At 57.7% G+C, this 17,395-nt stretch carries 16 protein-coding genes; 8 read left to right on the top strand and 8 right to left on the bottom strand.

The features are described from left to right. Nucleotides 1-10: 10 nt before the first annotated feature. From B30_RS07155 to cysE, 6 genes are all read left to right on the top strand, one after another. On the top strand, nt 11-643 hold the full coding sequence (locus B30_RS07155; protein WP_009571374.1) for a DUF2460 domain-containing protein: 633 nt from the start codon (nt 11-13) through the stop codon (nt 641-643). Continuing rightward, nucleotides 643-1,566: a DUF2163 domain-containing protein gene (locus B30_RS07150; protein ID WP_009571373.1), complete on the top strand. Its 924-nt coding sequence runs from the start codon at nt 643-645 to the stop codon at nt 1,564-1,566. The genes B30_RS07155 and B30_RS07150 overlap by 1 nt, the downstream gene beginning before the upstream one ends. A 4-nt stretch (nt 1,567-1,570) precedes the next feature. Then, the gene (locus tag B30_RS07145; protein WP_009571372.1) at nt 1,571-2,011 is read left to right on the top strand and encodes an NlpC/P60 family protein; all 441 of its coding nucleotides are present in this window, start codon (nt 1,571-1,573) and stop codon (nt 2,009-2,011) included. Continuing rightward, nucleotides 2,011-5,916, top strand: a complete 3,906-nt coding sequence (locus B30_RS07140; protein WP_009571371.1) for a baseplate multidomain protein megatron — start codon at nt 2,011-2,013, stop codon at nt 5,914-5,916. Before B30_RS07145 ends, B30_RS07140 begins: the two co-directional genes overlap by 1 nt. Then, nucleotides 5,909-6,622, top strand: coding sequence for a DUF2793 domain-containing protein (locus tag B30_RS07135; protein ID WP_009571370.1), 714 nt, complete (start codon nt 5,909-5,911; stop codon nt 6,620-6,622). The genes B30_RS07140 and B30_RS07135 overlap by 8 nt, the downstream gene beginning before the upstream one ends. Nucleotides 6,623-6,777: 155 nt before the next feature. Then, entirely contained in the window at nt 6,778-7,590 is an 813-nt protein-coding gene (gene cysE / locus B30_RS07130) for a serine O-acetyltransferase (RefSeq protein ID WP_009571369.1), read from the top strand. A 112-nt stretch (nt 7,591-7,702) separates the two neighbouring features. Here the strand turns inward: cysE and B30_RS07125 are convergent, their stop codons facing one another. From B30_RS07125 to B30_RS07090, 7 genes are all read right to left on the bottom strand, one after another. Next, the gene (locus B30_RS07125; RefSeq protein WP_009571368.1) at nt 7,703-9,007 is read right to left on the bottom strand and encodes a pyruvate dehydrogenase complex dihydrolipoamide acetyltransferase; all 1,305 of its coding nucleotides are present in this window, start codon (nt 9,005-9,007) and stop codon (nt 7,703-7,705) included. A gap of 12 nt (nt 9,008-9,019) precedes the next feature. Beyond that, the gene (locus B30_RS07120; protein WP_009571367.1) at nt 9,020-10,393 is read right to left on the bottom strand and encodes a pyruvate dehydrogenase complex E1 component subunit beta; all 1,374 of its coding nucleotides are present in this window, start codon (nt 10,391-10,393) and stop codon (nt 9,020-9,022) included. Nucleotides 10,394-10,412: 19 nt separating this feature from the next. Beyond that, entirely contained in the window at nt 10,413-11,438 is a 1,026-nt protein-coding gene (pdhA, locus tag B30_RS07115; RefSeq protein WP_009571366.1) for a pyruvate dehydrogenase (acetyl-transferring) E1 component subunit alpha, read from the bottom strand. Nucleotides 11,439-11,692: 254 nt separating this feature from the next. After that, entirely contained in the window at nt 11,693-12,301 is a 609-nt protein-coding gene (locus B30_RS07110; RefSeq protein ID WP_009571365.1) for a transglycosylase SLT domain-containing protein, read from the bottom strand. Nucleotides 12,302-12,358: 57 nt separating this feature from the next. Next, complete coding sequence (locus B30_RS07105; protein WP_009571364.1) at nt 12,359-12,661, bottom strand: FtsB family cell division protein; 303 nt, start codon at nt 12,659-12,661, stop codon at nt 12,359-12,361. Between the two features lie 208 nt (nt 12,662-12,869). Then, complete coding sequence (locus tag B30_RS07100) at nt 12,870-13,763, bottom strand: fructose bisphosphate aldolase (protein ID WP_009571363.1); 894 nt, start codon at nt 13,761-13,763, stop codon at nt 12,870-12,872. A 301-nt stretch (nt 13,764-14,064) separates the two neighbouring features. Further along, the gene (locus B30_RS07090) at nt 14,065-15,252 is read right to left on the bottom strand and encodes a phosphoglycerate kinase (RefSeq protein ID WP_009571361.1); all 1,188 of its coding nucleotides are present in this window, start codon (nt 15,250-15,252) and stop codon (nt 14,065-14,067) included. 161 nt (nt 15,253-15,413) lie between these two features. Here B30_RS07090 and B30_RS07085 point away from each other — a divergent pair, with 161 nt between their 5' ends. Then, entirely contained in the window at nt 15,414-15,920 is a 507-nt protein-coding gene (locus B30_RS07085; RefSeq protein ID WP_009571360.1) for a peptidylprolyl isomerase, read from the top strand. Further along, nucleotides 15,913-16,473, top strand: a complete 561-nt coding sequence (locus B30_RS07080) for a peptidylprolyl isomerase (protein WP_009571359.1) — start codon at nt 15,913-15,915, stop codon at nt 16,471-16,473. The genes B30_RS07085 and B30_RS07080 overlap by 8 nt, the downstream gene beginning before the upstream one ends. A 58-nt stretch (nt 16,474-16,531) precedes the next feature. Here the strand turns inward: B30_RS07080 and B30_RS07075 are convergent, their stop codons facing one another. Next, nucleotides 16,532-17,395: a hypothetical protein gene (locus tag B30_RS07075; protein ID WP_157789795.1), complete on the bottom strand. Its 864-nt coding sequence runs from the start codon at nt 17,393-17,395 to the stop codon at nt 16,532-16,534.

The raw sequence follows: 17,395 nt of genomic DNA, 5'->3' as shown, positions 1-17,395 counted from the left end.
GGGAACACCTATGGGTTTTCATGATGTGAGATTTCCGGCGAACCTGAGCTTTGGGTCCGTTGGGGGACCAGAACGGCGCACCGATGTTGTGACGTTGGCAAACGGCTTTGAAGAACGCAACACCCCATGGGCACACTCCCGTCGGCGGTACGACGCGGGGCTTGGGATGCGGTCCTTGGATGATATCGAATTGCTCATCGCGTTTTTTGAGGCGCGGCAAGGGCAACTCTACGGGTTTCGATGGAAAGACTGGTCGGATTACAAGACATGTCGGGCCTCTGCGGCCGTCGGATTTGAGGATCAGATTGTCGCCTATGGCGATGGCGAAACCACGCAATTCCAACTCACCAAGAGCTATCAGTCAGGGGACGCGGTTTATGTCCGTCCGCTGAAGAAGCCGGTGTTGGGAACGGTTAAAGCGGGTGTGCAAGGTCAGGAGCTTTTTGAAGCGATTGATTGGGAGGTAGATACCTTGACGGGGATCATTACCTTTACCACTCCGCCAGCGGAGAACGCGGTCGTGAGTGCCGGGTATGAGTTTGACGTGCCTGTACGGTTCGACACCAACCGGATCGCGACCTCTGTGGCGTCATTTCAGGCCGGAGAAGTGCCCAATGTGCCGATTGTGGAGGTGCGAGTCTGATGGCTTTTCCAGAAAATTTGCAAACACATTTGGCCAGTGGGACGACGACGCTGTGTCGCGCTTGGGTGCTGGTGCGTCGCGATGGTGAGACCTATGGATTTACCGATCATGACAATGATCTGAGTTTCGACGGGTTTGTTTTTAAAGCGGATACGGGTCTTACGGCCAATGCGCTTGAGCAATCCACGGGTCTGTCGGTTGACAACACTGAGGCGCTGGGCGCGTTGAGTTCGGCCTCGGTACAAGAAAGTGACATTCGGGCTGGGCGCTTTGATGGCGCTCTGGTGCGCTCTTGGCTTGTGAACTGGGCCGACGTGGATCAGCGTGTGCTGTTGTTTAAAGGGACATTTGGCGAGATTACACGGGTGTCCGGCGGTTTTCGTGCGGAACTACGGGGTTTGACCGAAGAGCTCAACCAGCCACAAGGGCGGGTCTATCAACCCGGTTGTTCGGCGGTTTTGGGCGCAGAAGGCTGTGGGTTTAACCTCAATCAGCCGGGGTATTTTGCCGAAGTTGCGGTAGAACGCGTTGAAAAAGGGAAGTTATTTTCGTTTTCTACGTTCGAGGGATTTGATGACCGTTGGTTTGAACGCGGGCGTTTGAGTGTTCAAACGGGTGCTGCCGCGAACCTTGTGGGGGTGATCAAAAATGATCGCCTGTCGGCGGATGGGCGGACAATCGAACTCTGGGAAGAGCTCAGAGCCGAGGTCGCGCCCGGAGACCTCATTCGGATTGAGGCAGGATGTGATCGGCGCGCGGCGACATGTCGGTTGAAGTTTGACAACTTTCTAAACTTTCGCGGGTTTCCGCATATTCCGGGCGAAGACTGGCTGGCCAGCTATCCGATCCAAGGCAAAACCAACGATGGTGGCAGCCGCAGGTCGATTTTTGGTGACCCAAGCACTCCGGTTTTTGGGGGCTAGAATGATGGATATGACGATTGCAGATCGTGCCCGTAGCTGGCTTGGAACGCCCTATCGGCATCAGGCCTCTTGCAAAGGGGCGGGGACGGATTGTCTTGGGCTATTGCGTGGAATTTGGCGCGAGGTCTATGGCGAAGAGCCTGAAATGATCCCGCCCTACACGAAAGATTGGAGTGAGCCGCAGAACGAAGAGCGGCTTTTGGATGCAGCTCAACAGCACCTCATTGCCAAGCCGGTGAGCGAGATGGCCGCAGGTGATGTGCTTTTGTTTCGAATGCGCGATGGAGCGGTGGCCAAGCATCTTGGCATCGTCGGAAGGGTGGGCGAAAGCCCCTCATTCATTCATGCCTATTCCGGTCACGGCGTCGTTGAGAATGCTCTGAGCACACCATGGCGCAGGCGTGTTGTGGCCTGTTTTGCATTCCCACTTAAGGGAGATAAGTAATGGCAACTATTGTACTTTCAGCCGCAGGCGCGGCGATTGGGGCCTCCGTTGGCGGAGGTGTATTGGGCTTGTCTTCTGTGGTCATTGGTCGTGCGATCGGGGCCACACTTGGGCGTGCGATTGACCAGCGACTTATGGGCGCGGGAAGCCAGACCGTGGAAACCGGTCGGGTGGAACGGTTCCGTCTGACGGGTGCCTCCGAGGGAGCGCCTGTTGCGCAGATTTACGGGCGAATGCGCGTAGGTGGACAGGTGATTTGGGCGACCGAATTTCAGGAGAATGTTGCCACATCGGGCGGTGGGGGCAAAGGGACTCCAAGCGCTCCGACAGTCAAGCAGTATAGCTATTCGGTGTCTTTGGCGGTTGCCCTATGTGAAGGTGAAATTTCTCGTGTGGGCCGGGTCTGGGCCGATGGCACTGAGATTGATGTCAGCACGTTGAATATGCGCGTTTACGCAGGTACGGAAAATCAGTTGCCAGATCCCAAGATGGAAGCGGTGGAAGGGACGGGCGACGTGCCCGCATATCGCGGCATTGCTTATGTTGTGCTTGAAGACGTTGATTTGACGCCATTTGGCAACCGGGTGCCGCAGTTTACGTTTGAGGTGATGCGTCCAGATCAGGCCGAGGGGCAAAAGAGCGATTTGACCCATTTGATCGAAGCCGTCGCGATGATCCCTGGGACGGGGGAATACGCGTTGGCGACGACGCCTGTGTATTTGCAAGGCGGCGCGGGGGATGTCTCAGCGTCCAACGTCAATTCCGCCTCAGGTCAACCCGATTTCACAACCTCTTTGACGGCAATGTCGCAGGAGTTGAAATCCTGTCGATCGACGTCGCTTGTGGTGTCTTGGTTCGGGGATGATTTGCGCTGCGGATTCTGTCAACTACAGCCGAAGGTAGAGCAAGCGGAGGCGGATGCGTCGAACATGCCATGGTCTGTGTCTGGGGTGTCGCGTGGCTCTGCAAGCCTCGTGCCGCGTGATGCTGATGATCGGTCTGTATATGGCGGGACGCCGACAGACCAGTCCGTGGTTCAGGCCATTCATGCGCTGCATGATGCGGGGCAGGAGGTTGTGTTTTATCCATTTATTCTGATGGATCAGCTTTCAGGCAATGGCTTGGTTGATCCGTGGACGGGAGAGCTTGAACAGCCGACACTGCCTTGGCGGGGGCGCATTACCACGTCTTTGGCTCCCGGCATTTTGGGGACCACAGATGGCACTGCCTCCGCAGATGCCGAGGTTGCCGCCTTTTTGGGGACCGCACAGGCAACGGATTTTACAGCCTCCGGATCAACCGTGTCTTACACGGGGCCAGCCGAGTTTTCGTATCGTCGGATGATCCTGCATTACGCTCATCTGTGTGCGCTGGCAGGTGGGGTTGAGGCATTTTGTATCGGCTCAGAGATGCGGTCTCTGACGCGTATTCGTGGTGCGGCTGGTTTCCCTGCCGTTGACGCCTTGGTCCAGCTTGCCGCAGACGTGCGCGGTATCCTTGGAACACAATGTAAGATTGGCTATGCGGCGGATTGGTCTGAATATTTCGGTCATCAAGCGGAGGGTAATCTTTATTACAATCTTGATCCTCTTTGGGCCGATGCAAACATCGACTTTATCGGGATCGACAATTATATGCCGCTGTCGGATTGGCGCGATGGCGACGATCATGCTGACGCGGGTTATGGAGCGATCTATAACCTCGAGTATCTCAAAGCCAACATTGAAGGCGGTGAGGGGTATGATTGGTATTATGCGTTTGACGAGCACGACAAGGCACAGATCCGCACCCCGATTGTAGATGGCACTTACGGTGAAGATTGGGTCTGGCGCTACAAAGACATTCGGGGCTGGTGGCAGAACGATCATCACGAACGGGTCGGCGGTGTGCGCAATGAGACATCCACGGCCTGGGTGCCTGGGTCCAAGCCGATTTGGTTTACTGAAATGGGCTGTGCCGCGATTGATAAGGCGACCAATCAACCCAACAAGTTTTTGGATGCTAAATCGTCGGAAAGCGCACTCCCAAAGTACTCTTCCGGGGGGCGAGATGATTTCATTCAGCTTCAGTATGTCCGGGCGATGACGGAATACTGGAAAGATGAGAGCCATAACCCGATGTCAGACATTTATGGTGGCCCAATGATCGACATGAGCCGGGCCCATGTTTGGGCTTGGGACGGACGACCATATCCGGCTTTTCCGGCTGTCGCCTCCGTTTGGAGTGATGGTGACAATTACGCCAGAGGACATTGGTTGAACGGTCGCAGCACGTCGCGATCTTTGGCTGATGTTGTTACAGAAATCTGTGCGCGTTCAGGTGTTTATGAACTTGACGTGAGTGAGCTATGGGGCGTTTTGCGTGGCTATAGCGTCAGCGACATCTCGGGGGCCCGCTCTGCGTTGCAGCCGCTTATGTTGGCCTTTGGCTTTGAGGCCATCGAACGCGAAGGTCGGCTGATTTTCCGATCTCGCGATGGCAAAGCAAAGGTCGCGCTGAGCGAAGATCAAATGGCGGTCTCCGATGAGTTGGACGGGGTTCTGGAACGGACCCGTGCCCCAGAAGCGGAAGTGGCGGGACGGGTTAAGCTGACCTTTGTCGATGCGGACGGGGATTATGCTGCCCGCGCCGAAGAGGCTATGTTTCCGGATGAGCAAAGCCGGCTTGTGTCCCAATCTGAATTGCCTTTGGCTCTCACGCGCTCAGAGGGGCGGCAGGTTGTGGAACGATGGTTGGCAGAATCGCGGGTGGCGCGAGATACGGCCCGATTTTCGCTCCCTCCATCGCTGTTTTCTTATGGGGCTGGTGATGTGATCACCGTGACCACGGAGGACGGCGCGTTGCGGTATCGGGTCGATCATGCCACATTTGGTGATCTACAACAGATCGAAGCGGTGCGGGTCGAGCAAGAAATCTATGTGCCCTCTGATGCGGTTGAAGACATCATTGAGGCCAAGCCGTTTGCGGCCCCTGTGCCGGTCTATCCGTTGTTCTTGGATCTTCCGCTTTTGACCGGGGATGAAACGCCTCATGCGCCGCATGTTGCGGTCACGGCAAACCCCTGGCCGGGGTCTGCAGCGGTCTATGGCTCTGCATCAGACAGTGGCTATGAGTTGAACACGTTATTGCCAACTTGGGCCACCATTGGTGTGACGCAAACGGCGCTTGAGAGTGCGGAGCCTGCGGTTTGGGATCGGGGGGCGGCTTTGCGGGTCAAGCTGACCAAAGGAGAGCTGGCCTCGGTCGGCCTCATTGATGTTCTGAATGGTGCCAATGTCGCCGCGATTGGCGATGGATCGTCTGGCAATTGGGAAGTGTTCCAGTTTGCCACTGCAGAATTGGTTGCGCCGCAAACCTACGATCTGTCGTTGCGCTTGCGTGGACAGGTGGGGACCGATGGATTGATGGCAAGCTGGCCTGCAGGATCTCGCTTTGTCCTGTTGAACTCGGCGCTTCGACAAATCGACATTGCCCAATCGGCTCGTGGCCTCGCGCGTCATTACCGCATAGGCCCGTCACAACGCGGCTATGACGATCCAAGCTATCAGCATTTGGTCGAAGCCTTCGATGGGATCGGCCTGCGCCCCTACGCTCCGGCGCATCTCAAAGCCCAGATGGCCCTCTCGGGCGACACAGAACTGACTTGGGTGCGGCGCACACGGATCGACGGGGACAGTTGGCAATCGGTCGACGTGCCGCTTGGCGAGGCCTCCGAGCTTTATGTTGTGCGGGTCGTTCAGGGCGGGTCCATTCTGCGCGCAAGCGTCGTGGCGGCCCCAAATTGGAGCTACTCCGTTAGCCAGAAAACCAGCGACGGCGTGACCGGCGCGTATGAAATCCATGTTGCCCAGATGTCTGAGAGTTTCGGACCGGGCCTCTTTCAAAGGATTGAGATCAATGAGTGACACATCCCGCTTTGAATTGCCGCTGCTGCAAGCGTCACAAGCGCAAAAACATGTAACCGTAAACGAGGCGCTGACCCGGATCGACGGGTTGCTGCAACTCACGCTCCAATCGGTCACCCTCAACACACCACCGCTGACCCCGCAAGAAGGGGAGGCCTACGGGGTGGGGGCGGCTGCTGTGAATGAGTGGGCTGGGCAGGAGGGCGCGATTGCGCTTTACGTTAACGGCGGCTGGGCTTTTGTACCCGCCAGCTTGGGGATGCGGGCCTATGTTGCCGATCAAAACGGTTGGGCGGGGCACGATGGGGCCGGTTGGGTGCTCGGGATGCAGACTCTTTCCGCGCATGGGGCGGGGATGATCTCAAAGGTGATTGAGGTAGATCATGTGCTCTCTGCCGGGCCGACGTCCAATGCCGCCTACGCTATTCCGGGGCAATCCGTTGTGTACGGCGTCACCGGCCGTGTACTGGCCGATATTACGGGGTCGGGCCTCTCTGGGTTCTCTTTGGGTGTTTCCGGGTCCACCAACCGCTATGGTTCCGGCCTGTCGCCCGCTCAAGGCAGTTGGTTGCGTGGCCTAACTGGGACACCTTTGACCTATTATTCCAGTGAAGATCTTATCCTCACGGCTGAAGGCGGGGATTTCACGTCTGGAACGCTCCGTCTGGCCATCCACTGTTTGCAGTTCACGCTGCCCTCTGAATAATTTATCTCTCAACACATTCTATACCCCGTGCCGTTCCCGGCGCGGGGCTTTTTGTGTTTGCGCACCTCAAATTCACATTGTTTCCCTCGATCGCACTCTTGCTCTTTTGAAATCAGGCCTATCTATAGTAAGCTCTCTCAAAAGAGGAAAAGCGCATGGCCAAAACACGCACTCACCTGTCCAAACTCGACCCGGTTTGGACCCAAATCGTTTCCGAGGCCCGTCAGGCCGTGGATGCTGAGCCCCTGTTGGGCGGGATGGTGCATGCCTGTATCCTTCACCATGAAACCCTTGAGGCCGCTTTAGCCTATCGCATCGCGCAAAAAATGGCCTCTGCGGAAATGTCAGAACAGCTTATTCGCGAAATCGCCGATGCCGCCTATGCCGCAGACCCGTCCTTGGCCGAATCCGCACGTGCCGATATTTCCGCCGTTTATGAGCGCGACCCGGCGTGTCACCGCTACATCCAACCTTTGCTTTATTTCAAAGGGTTCCAAGCCATTCAGGCTCACCGCGTCGCCAATTGGCTCTGGCGCGAAGGTCGTCGTGATCTGGCCTATTTCTTCCAAATGCGCATGTCGGAGCAATTCTCCGTCGACATCCACCCCGCTTGCCGGATCGGCAAGGGTCTGTTCCTTGATCACGCCCATTCTCTGGTCTTTGGCGAAACTGCCGTCATTGGTGACAATGTCTCGATCCTGCATGACGTGACCTTGGGTGGCACTGGCAAAGAGGACGAAGACCGTCATCCGAAAATTGGTGATGGCGTCCTGATCGGGGCTGGGGCCAAGGTGCTTGGCAATATCAAAATCGGCTGCTGCTCGCGCATCGCTGCCGGTTCCGTTGTCTTGGCCAACGTGCCACCCGCCACCACGGTTGCGGGCGTTCCGGCCAAAGTTGTGGGCGAGGCGGGCTGTTCGCAACCCTCGGTGTCGATGAACCAACTCATCGGCGCGCGCGATAAATAAATTTTATTCAATCCATAATAAAAATGCCCCACTGGACATGTCCGGCGGGGCGTTTTTGTATGCCATTAAGGTGTCGTAAATGCGCGGCGAAATACCTTCGCCGCGCGTTCTCTTACGCCAGCATCGCCACCGGATTCTCCAGATTATCAACGATGGCTTTGAGCAAGTTCGCTCCCAAAGCGCCGTCAATCACCCGGTGATCCACGGACATCGTCACGCTCATCACCGTTGCAACCGTCAACTCGCCATCATCCCCTACAACCGGCTTTTTCACACCCGCGCCGACGGCCAAGATGCCCGCGTGCGGCGGGTTCACGATGGCGTCGAAATTGTCGATGCCGAACATACCGAGGTTGGAGATTGCGAACGATCCCCCTTGGTACTCATGGGGTGCGAGCTTGCGGTCGCGTGCGCGGTGGGCGAGGTCTTTCATCTCTTTCGAGAGCGTTGAGAGTGACTTCATGTCCGAGTCCCTGAGCACCGGCGTGAACAGCCCGCCCTCAATCGCCACAGCCACGGCCACATCGGATGATTTCATCTGCAACACACGGTCACCGGCCCACACTGCGTTGGCCTCTGGGACCTCTTGCAGCGCATTGGCGACGGCTTTGATGATGAAATCATTGACCGAAAGTTTCACACCCTTGCCGGTGAGCTGATGGTTCAACTCAGCACGGAATTTCAACAGCGCGTCGAGTTTGATGTCGCGGCGCAGGTAGAAATGCGGGATGGTTTGTTTCGCTTCGGTCAAACGCGCGGCAATGGTTTTGCGCATGCCATCGAGTTTGATTTCCTCATACGCGCGATCCGCGTACATTTTCGCAACCATATCTGCGGTCGGACCCGTTGGGGCCGCTTTCGCAGGGGCGGCCTCGGAGGTCGCGGCGGCTTTCGGAGCCTCCGCTTTCGGTGCGGCCGTGGCGTTTTCGACATCGGCTTTCACGATCCGGCCTTTCGGGCCAGAGCCGCTCATGGTGGCCAGGTCGAGACCCTTTTGCGCCGCAATCCGACGCGCCAAAGGTGAGGCAAAGATGCGCTCGCCAGACGCCGCAACCGGAGCTGCCGGGGCTGGGGTCGCAGCGCTGGCCTCTGCCTTCGAAGCCTCAGCCGGAGCCGCTTCAGCTGTCGCAGGGGCGGGAGCCGCCCCCATGTTGTCCATCGCAGAGGCGTCTTCGCCCTCTTCCAACAGGATCGCGATGGCCGCGTTGACCTTCACACCCTCGGTGCCTTCCGCCACAAGGATCTTGCCGATGACACCTTCGTCCACCGCCTCGAATTCCATCGTCGCCTTGTCGGTTTCGATCTCCGCGATCACATCGCCAGAAGAGATCGTGTCACCCTCTTTGACCAACCATTTCGCCAAAGTGCCTTCCTCCATCGTCGGAGACAGCGCGGGCATAAGTAGTTCAATTGCCATTGTCTTTTCTCCTTAACGGTAGGTGACGTCTTTGACGGCCTGGATCACGTCAGCCGTGGTCACAAGCGCGAGTTTTTCCAAATTGGCGGCGTAGGGCATGGGCACATCTTTGCCCGCACAGGTGATCACCGGTGCGTCGAGATAATCAAACGCCTTTTGCATGATCACCGAGGAGATGTGGTTGCCGATGGAGCCGACCGGGAAGCCTTCTTCAACGGTCACACAGCGGTTGGTTTTCATCACAGAGGCAATCACCGTGTCATAGTCGATCGGGCGCAGGGTGCGCAGGTCGATGACCTCCGCGGAAATGCCCTCTTCGGCCAGTTTGTCCGCCGCTTCCAAGGCATAGGTCATGCCGATGCCGAAGGAGACGATGGTCACATCCGTGCCCTCGCGCCAAATCCGCGCCTTGCCGAACGGGATGGTGAAATCGTCCATCACGGGCACTTCAAACGACTTCCCATACAGGATTTCGTTTTCGAGGAAGATCACCGGGTTCGGATCGCGGATCGCGGTTTTCATCAAGCCTTTGTAGTCGGCTGCCGAGTAAGGCATGACCACTTTCAGACCCGGAATATGCGCATACCATGCGGCATAACATTGCGAGTGCTGCGCGCCCACACGGGCCGCCGCGCCGTTCGGCCCCCGGAACACCATCGGTGCGCCCATCTGGCCGCCAGACATATAAAGCGTCTTGGCGGCAGAGTTGATCAGGTGGTCGATCGCCTGCATGGCAAAGTTAAAGGTCATGAATTCAACGATCGGACGCAAACCACCAAAGGCCGCCCCGGTCGCGATTCCGGCAAAGCCATGCTCGGTGATCGGTGTGTCGATGATGCGTTTCGGACCAAATTCGTCCAACATGCCTTGGGAGATTTTATAGGCGCCTTGATATTCGGCCACCTCTTCGCCCATCAGGAACACGCTGTCGTCGCGGCGCATCTCTTCGGACATGGCGTCGCGCAATGCTTCGCGCACCGTTTGTTGTTTCATCTCGGTGCCCGCCGGGTAATCCGGTTCGACCGATTTCGACACAATCGGTGCGGCGGCTGTGGCGGGTACTTTGGCCGGGGCAGGGGCCGCGGCCTCAACCGCTGCCGCCTCTTCAGCCGGGCCTGACGCAGACAGGTTGGAGGCGTCTTCGCCCTCGTCCACGAGGATCGCGATGGGGGTGTTCACCTTCACGCCCTCAGTGCCTTCCGCGATCAGGAGTTTCCCCATGATCCCTTCGTCCACGGCTTCGAATTCCATCGTCGCCTTGTCGGTTTCAATTTCCGCGATAATGTCGCCGGAGGACACGGTGTCCCCCTCTTTGACGAGCCATTTCGCAAGCGTGCCTTCCTCCATGGTCGGAGACAGCGCGGGCATCAGCAGTTCGGTAGCCATTGTCGTCTATCCTCCCAAATCAGGCGTCGTGCTGCGGAATTTCATCCGCATAAATGTCAGTCCAAAGCTCGCTCAGCGCCGGTTCCGGGCTTTCTTTCGCGAACTCAGCAGAGGCGTTCACCACCGCTTTGATGTCTTTGTCGATGGCTTTGAGATCGTCTTCCGTGGCGTGGTTGCCGGTCAAAAGAATGGACCGCACGGCCTCAATCGGATCGCGCTCTTCGCGCATCTTCTGGACCTCTTCGCGGGTCCGGTATTTCGCCGGGTCGGACATCGAGTGGCCGCGATAGCGATAGGTTTTGACCTCAAGGATGTAGGGGCCTTTGCCCGCGCGACAATGCGCCGTGGCCCGCTCTGAGGCCTCTTTGACCGCCAAAACATCCATGCCGTCGACTTCTTCGCCTTCGATTCCATAGGCGGCGCCACGTCCCCAATAGCTCGGCGATTTGGTCGAGCGTTGGGTCGAGGTGCCCATGGCGTATTGATTGTTTTCGATGACGAAAATCACCGGCAAGTCCCAAATTTCAGCCATGTTATAGGTCTCGGCAACCTGACCTTGGTTCGCCGCGCCATCACCGAAATAGGCAAAGGTCACATTGTCATTGCCTTTGTATTTGTCGGAAAAGGCCAGACCCGCACCCAACGGCACCTGTGCGCCGACGATGCCGTGACCGCCATAGAAATGTTTCTCTTTCGAGAACATATGCATGGAGCCGCCTTTGCCTTTGGAATAGCCGCCCTCGCGACCGGTCAGCTCGGCCATCACACCTTTCGGGTCCATGCCGCAGGCGAGCATATGCCCGTGATCGCGGTAAGAGGTGATGCGTTTGTCGCCCTCTTTGGCGGCGGCCTCAAGCCCAACCACAACCGCCTCCTGGCCGATGTACAGGTGACAAAAGCCGCCGATCAGGCCCATGCCATACAACTGGCCGGCCTTTTCTTCAAAACGGCGAATAAGAAGCATATCCTTGTAATAGGCGAGCAATTCGTCTTTCGAGACGTTCGCTTTGCTCGCCGGCGTGGATGCTGATTTCCGGGTTGCCATATGGCCTCCTCCTCCAAAGTCCGACATATAAAGTGGTCTGCGTGACATCCGCGTGACGAATGCTGTGCAAGGCGCCCACGCCCCTCAAAGAAGCGCGGTCCTTTTCCGCTTTTCCCGATGAGGAAAAGGCGTAAAAGGGTTTAGTTTAGTATTAAACTATATAATACAGACGCAACGTCACGAATGCACGGGTTTTTTGAGTTGCAATTTGGGACGCAGCTATGCGTTTGGGGAATAGCTTTGATCCGACGCCCTTAACGACAGCTGATAAGCTGTGCCTCATAGCGCGCGGCCCGTGCGGCCACCCCATCCGCCACGTCCAAAAGCCATGTCTTGCCGTTGTGTGATCCGCGCCGATAGCCCGTGCGGCCCTCGTGATAGGCCAGATAGCTGTTGCGGGCGTCCGTGTTCGCGATCCCTAGGGCGGCATTGTTGGTCGAGACATACCAGCCGATGAAATCGGTGGCGTCGCGGATGTTGCTGCGGCTGGCACCGGCGCGCCCCGGCCCGTTGCGGTAGTCGTCCCAGGTGCCATCGAGCGCCTGAGCATAGCCGCGCGCCGAGCTGGCCCGGCCTTTCGGGATGATGAACAGCACATAGCGTTTCGGAGGGCGGGCCGTCGCGCGGAAGGTGGATTCTTGATAAATCAGCGCCATTTGTACCGGAATTGAGACGCCCCATTTGCGTTCCGATGCTTTGAGCGCCTGTTGGTAATGCGGGCGTTCTTTGAAAATGGAGCAAGCGTTTTCGGGGTCCTGTGGTGGGTTTCCGCCACCGCTGCACGCCATGAGCGCGCCAAGCAAAAGACCCGCAAAACCCAATTTGGAACGGCGCGTCAGGCGGGTCGGGAAAATGGCTTTCATATCGGGACTCGTTTTGCTCGTGTGTCCTTGGTGATCCGCCTTGGGCCTTGTGCGGCCTTAGCGAATGACGATCTCATCCGAACGCAGGTATCCCAAAATATCGCGCGCCTGTTCGTCCAGAAGGTCAAGGTCAAGATAGCTGTCTGACAGGCGCATCGTCTTGTTGCGCATCACCGCCAACTCTTCGTCAAGTTGGCCGCTCACCGTCTGCAAACTCGACAATTCAGCCTCGATTTGCAGACGGCGAAAAAGTCCGTACTCACCCTGCACGGAGGCAAAAGTGAAATAGCCACCTAAGGTGACAATCACGCCGGTGTACAAAAGCACGGCCAGCGACGGACGTTTGCGCGGATGAGCCATGATAGGCTTCTTACCTTTGTATGATAGGTGCTTTTGGCACCTGTACTGCCTCAAACGGGCCACCTCTTTGGTCGGGTCGCTCCGTAACTCTCTTATGACACAAGTGATTCGCTCTGTGAATCCCAAAAACGAATCATCGGCAGAAAAAAGCTCTCAAAAACAAAGCGCCCCAGAATGGAGCGCTTTGCCGTCTTGTCATAGGGCTGGCTTAGCCTGCGATGGAGGCCGCGTGGATGCTGTCCACGGCGGCCTGTAACATGGCGTCAAATTCCGCGTCGGTTTGTTTGGCGTTCAACCCTTCGGACAGAGCGCGCGAGAAGGACGCGATCATGCCGGTGTTTTGGCTCAGGATGGCGTTGGCGTCGTCGCGGGAATAGCCGCCGGACAATGCCACAACCTTCAAAACGCGCGGGTGATCGACCAGCGGTTTGTAGAAATTCGCAACACTGGGCAGTGACAGTTTCAACATCACTTTTTTGCTTTCATCCAAAGCGTCGAGATGGGTCAAAATCTCGTCGCGCAGGATCGCTTCGGCCTCGGCCTTATCTGCGATGGTGATGGTCACTTCCGGCTCAAGGATCGGCATCAGGCCCGCCGCAATCACTTGCTCGCCAATCTCAAACTGCTGATCCACAACCGCTTTGATCCCCACCGGGTTGGCGGCATTGATCACAGAGCGCTCTTTGGTGCCAAACACGCCCAATTTGAACGCCCGCGCCAAAAGGTCGTCCAGACCCGGCATTGGTTTCATCACCTGAACGCCGTTGTCTTCGGCCTCAAGCCCTTTGTCGATTTTCAAAAACGGCACAACGCCCTTTTCTTCCCAAAGGTAATGCGAGGTCGGCTTGCCCGCCACATCGCGGTCCATCGTCATTTCAAACAGGATCGCACCGATCACTTTGTCGCCGGTAAACGCCGGAGATTGCATGATCCGCGAGCGCATCGCATGCACCGCGTCAAACATTTCGGCTTCGCCGTTATAATCGCTTTCCTCAACGCCATAGAGTTTCAGCGCCTTGGGTGTCGAGCCACCCGATTGATCCAGTGCTGCAATAAAGCCTTGGCCTTCGCTCATCTTGGCGGTCATTTGTTCAATAGACATCTGTATCCTCTTTTGGCTCACTCGTTGCTCACGTGACCCCTCATCAAGGGGAGGCTGCGGGTCTTGCTCCGGGTTACCGTGCCCAGCGATTTGCCGCAATCGTGGTGGCGCTAACATTTTGGATGATTGCGCTCACGGCCCCATCGCGTGACACGCTAGGCGGTTTTGCAGGCACGGGATTTGATTTGGAGCAACAGACGGCCACATAGCCGCCATTCGATTTCGCGATTGCACCCAAAATAGAAAAGGCCCACGCGGGGATCATCCGAGAGGGCCTTTCCATGTGTTGAAAGCAGGGCGGTTAGCCGAGCGCCACAACCCCCGGAAGCGCTTTGCCTTCCATCCACTCAAGGAACGCACCGCCTGCGGTCGAAATATAGGTGAACCCATCGGCAGAGCCTGCCATGTTGATCGCTGACACCGTGTCGCCACCACCCGCCACTGAAATCAGCTTGCCGGCTTTGGTTTGTGTCTCAATCTCCGCCAACATTGCAAAGGTACCGGTGTGGAACGGCGTCAATTCGAACACACCCAACGGGCCGTTCATGATCAATGTTTTCGCCTCGTCAATGATGTCGATGATGCGCTTGACCGAAGCCGGGCCCGCATCGAAAATCATCGCATCGCTCGGGCATTCGGTCACCGGAACGACTTCGTTTGCCGCATTCGCTTTGAATTCGCGCGCCACGACCACGTCGATGGGCAAAACGATCTCGCAACCCGCCTCATCGGCCTTTTTCACGATCTCAAGCGCGGTTTCCGCCAGATCATGTTCACACAGGGATTTGCCGACATCGACGCCTTCTGCGGCCAAGAATGTGTTGGCCATGCCGCCGCCGATGATCAGATAATCGACCTTGCGCACCAGATTTCCCAAAAGATCCAGTTTGGTCGACACTTTCGCCCCACCGACCACCGCCACGACCGGGCGCTCCGGTGTCGCCAAAGCGGCCTCAAGCGCGGAAAGCTCCGCCTGCATCAACCGACCGGCGCAGCAGGGCAACAATTTCGCCAAGCCTTCGGTCGAGGCATGGGCGCGGTGCGCCGCTGAGAAGGCGTCATTGACATAGACATCGCCCAGAGCGGCCAAGGAGGCGGCGAATTTCGGGTCGTTTTGGGTCTCACCTTCATGGAATCGGGTGTTCTCAAGCAACAGCACCTCACCAACCTGAAGCTCGGCCACGGCGGTTTTCGCCGGTGCGCCAATGCAGTCGCTGGCAAATTTCACCGGCACGCCCAAGACCTTGGCCACCGCATCTGTGATCAACCCAAGGCTCATCTCGGGGACAACCTGACCTTTCGGGCGACCAAAATGCGCCATCAAGACGGGTTTGCCGCCTTTGGCCAGAATATCGTCGATCGTCGGTTTGATCCGCTCAATCCGGGTGGCGTCGGTGACATGGCCCGCCTCAAAGGGGACGTTGATGTCCACCCGTGTGAGCACCACTTTGCCGTCCAAATCCATGTCGTCGAGGGTTTTCCATGCCATGTTTGCGTCCTTTCGGGGAGGTTGCAGCATCTTTGGCCCTTGTTTGCGCTTTAGACACGCTTTCGTCAACTCCGGGCTGCCCCTCTGTGCGCGCTTGCCTCTTTCCCTCGCGCGCGTGCCGCTTTAGAGTGCGCGAAATTTCTGATGGTGAGGAGGCTTCCATGGCCGAAATTAAAGATCCCGAAAACACGATTATCCTGACGCTTGAAAATGGCGAAGTGGTCATCGAGTTGATGCCCGAAATCGCGCCCAAACATTGCGACCGGATGAAAGAACTGGCCCGCTCGGGTGCCTATGATGGCGTTGTGTTCCACCGCGTGATCGACGGGTTCATGGCCCAAACCGGCGATGTGCAGTTTGGCAACAAAACCAAAGACTACGAGCCGCGCCGCGCTGGCACAGGCGCGTCCGATTTGCCCAATGTTGAGGCCGAGTTCTCCGGCATCCCGCATGACCGCGGCACCATCGGTGCGGCCCGCGCGCAAAACCCGAACTCTGCCAACTCGCAGTTTTTCATCAACTTTTCCGACAACCATTTCCTCAATCGCCAATACACGGTCTATGGCCGGGTGATTTCGGGCATGGATGCCGTGGATAAAATCACCCGTGGCGAACCGCCGCGCGACCCCGATGTCATGGTCTCGATGAAGGTGGCCGCAGATGTTTAAATCCGCACTGACAGCTCTGGTCATCTGCGTGGCCGCGCCGAGCTTTGCGACGGGTCTCGACATCGTGGTTGAAGGCGCAGCCAATGGCGTGGTCCATATTGACCTGTTCGAGGATGTGGCCCCCGGCCATGTCGCCCAAATCACCGCGCTTGCCAATGAGGGTGCCTATGATGGCGTGGTGTTCCACCGTGTGATCGACGGTTTCATGGCGCAAACCGGCGATGTTGAGTACGGCAAAATGGGCGCGGAGGGCTTCTCCATGCAGATGGCTGGCCGTGGCGGGTCGCATTTTGACGACCTCAAGGCCGAGTTCTCTGACAAGACCTTTGACACCGGCGTCGTTGGCATGGCGCGCTCGCAAAACCCGAACAGTGCCAATGCGCAGTTCTTCATCATGTTCGCTCCGGCGCCGCATCTTGACGGACAATACACGGTGGTTGGCAAGGTGACGCAGGGGATGGATGTGGTCAACGCGATCAAACGCGGCACAGGTCCGAACGGGGCCGTCATCGGCGCGCCGGATGTGATGACGTCGGTCAAAGTCACCGATTAAGCCCTACCGTAAGCAAAGATCAAAGGGCGCTTTCGGGCGCCCTTTTGGATGTGGCTGATTAGAATTCCAGCCGCAACCCCGCCATAAAGGCGCTTTGCGTGTCCGCATAAGAGGCTGCGGCATTCAATGACCACGCCCCGCCAAGCCCGACCTGCGCCCCCAGTGCCACAAGTGCTTGATCCGGCGCCGAGAGCGGCACAGAGACGATCTCGCTCAGGGTCACACGCCCCCCAACCGGATGGCGATAGGCCAGTTCCAATTCCGTGCCCGCCGCATTGGCGCCGCTGTAAAACAGGCTGGCCGAGGCCGCGCCGGGGCCCAGGTCGCGGTTCAGTTGCAGTTTCGCATTGGCCTTGGTCGTGTCGCCATCGACCAGCTCAAGAGCAGCATCGACGCTCATATCGGAGAGATCCATACGCCCAGAGACGCCCAGGATATAGGTGTCATAGTTTTCCACATAGTGCAGCGACATCGCCGCCCCATTGCGGGTGTAAGAGGCCCCAAGCGGTAGGTATTTCGGCTCGGTGATCGTGCCATCCGTGGCGCGGCTAAGGCCCACCTCACTGCGCTCAAGGGCCGCCGACACAAACACATCGGTGAGGGCAGGGCGGGCAAAGAGATCATAGGCCGGGCGCGGATTGCCAACCGAAAACCGGTCCCCTTGCACGGTCTGCCACGTCACGGCGGCGTAGGTCTCGTGCAACCGCCCAAGGTTGCCAAATGCGCCAAAGCTCAGGCCTAGGCCATCCCCGTGCGTCGACCAAGTGCCATTGCCACCGAACGTCAGGGCTTCGTCCTTTGAGCTGTGGTCAAGCCCATCTGTGGCCCCCAACATCACCCAGCCCTCGCCAAGCAACCAGGAGTCCGCATTGGCCGTCCCGGCACAGGATGCGCCAAAGCCGAGGCCGAAACAGAGAGACAC

The organism is Celeribacter baekdonensis B30 (assembly GCF_000299875.1).
Classification (GTDB): Bacteria; Pseudomonadota; Alphaproteobacteria; order Rhodobacterales; family Rhodobacteraceae; genus Celeribacter; species Celeribacter baekdonensis_A.
This window is presented reverse-complemented; position numbering and strand designations above follow the sequence as displayed.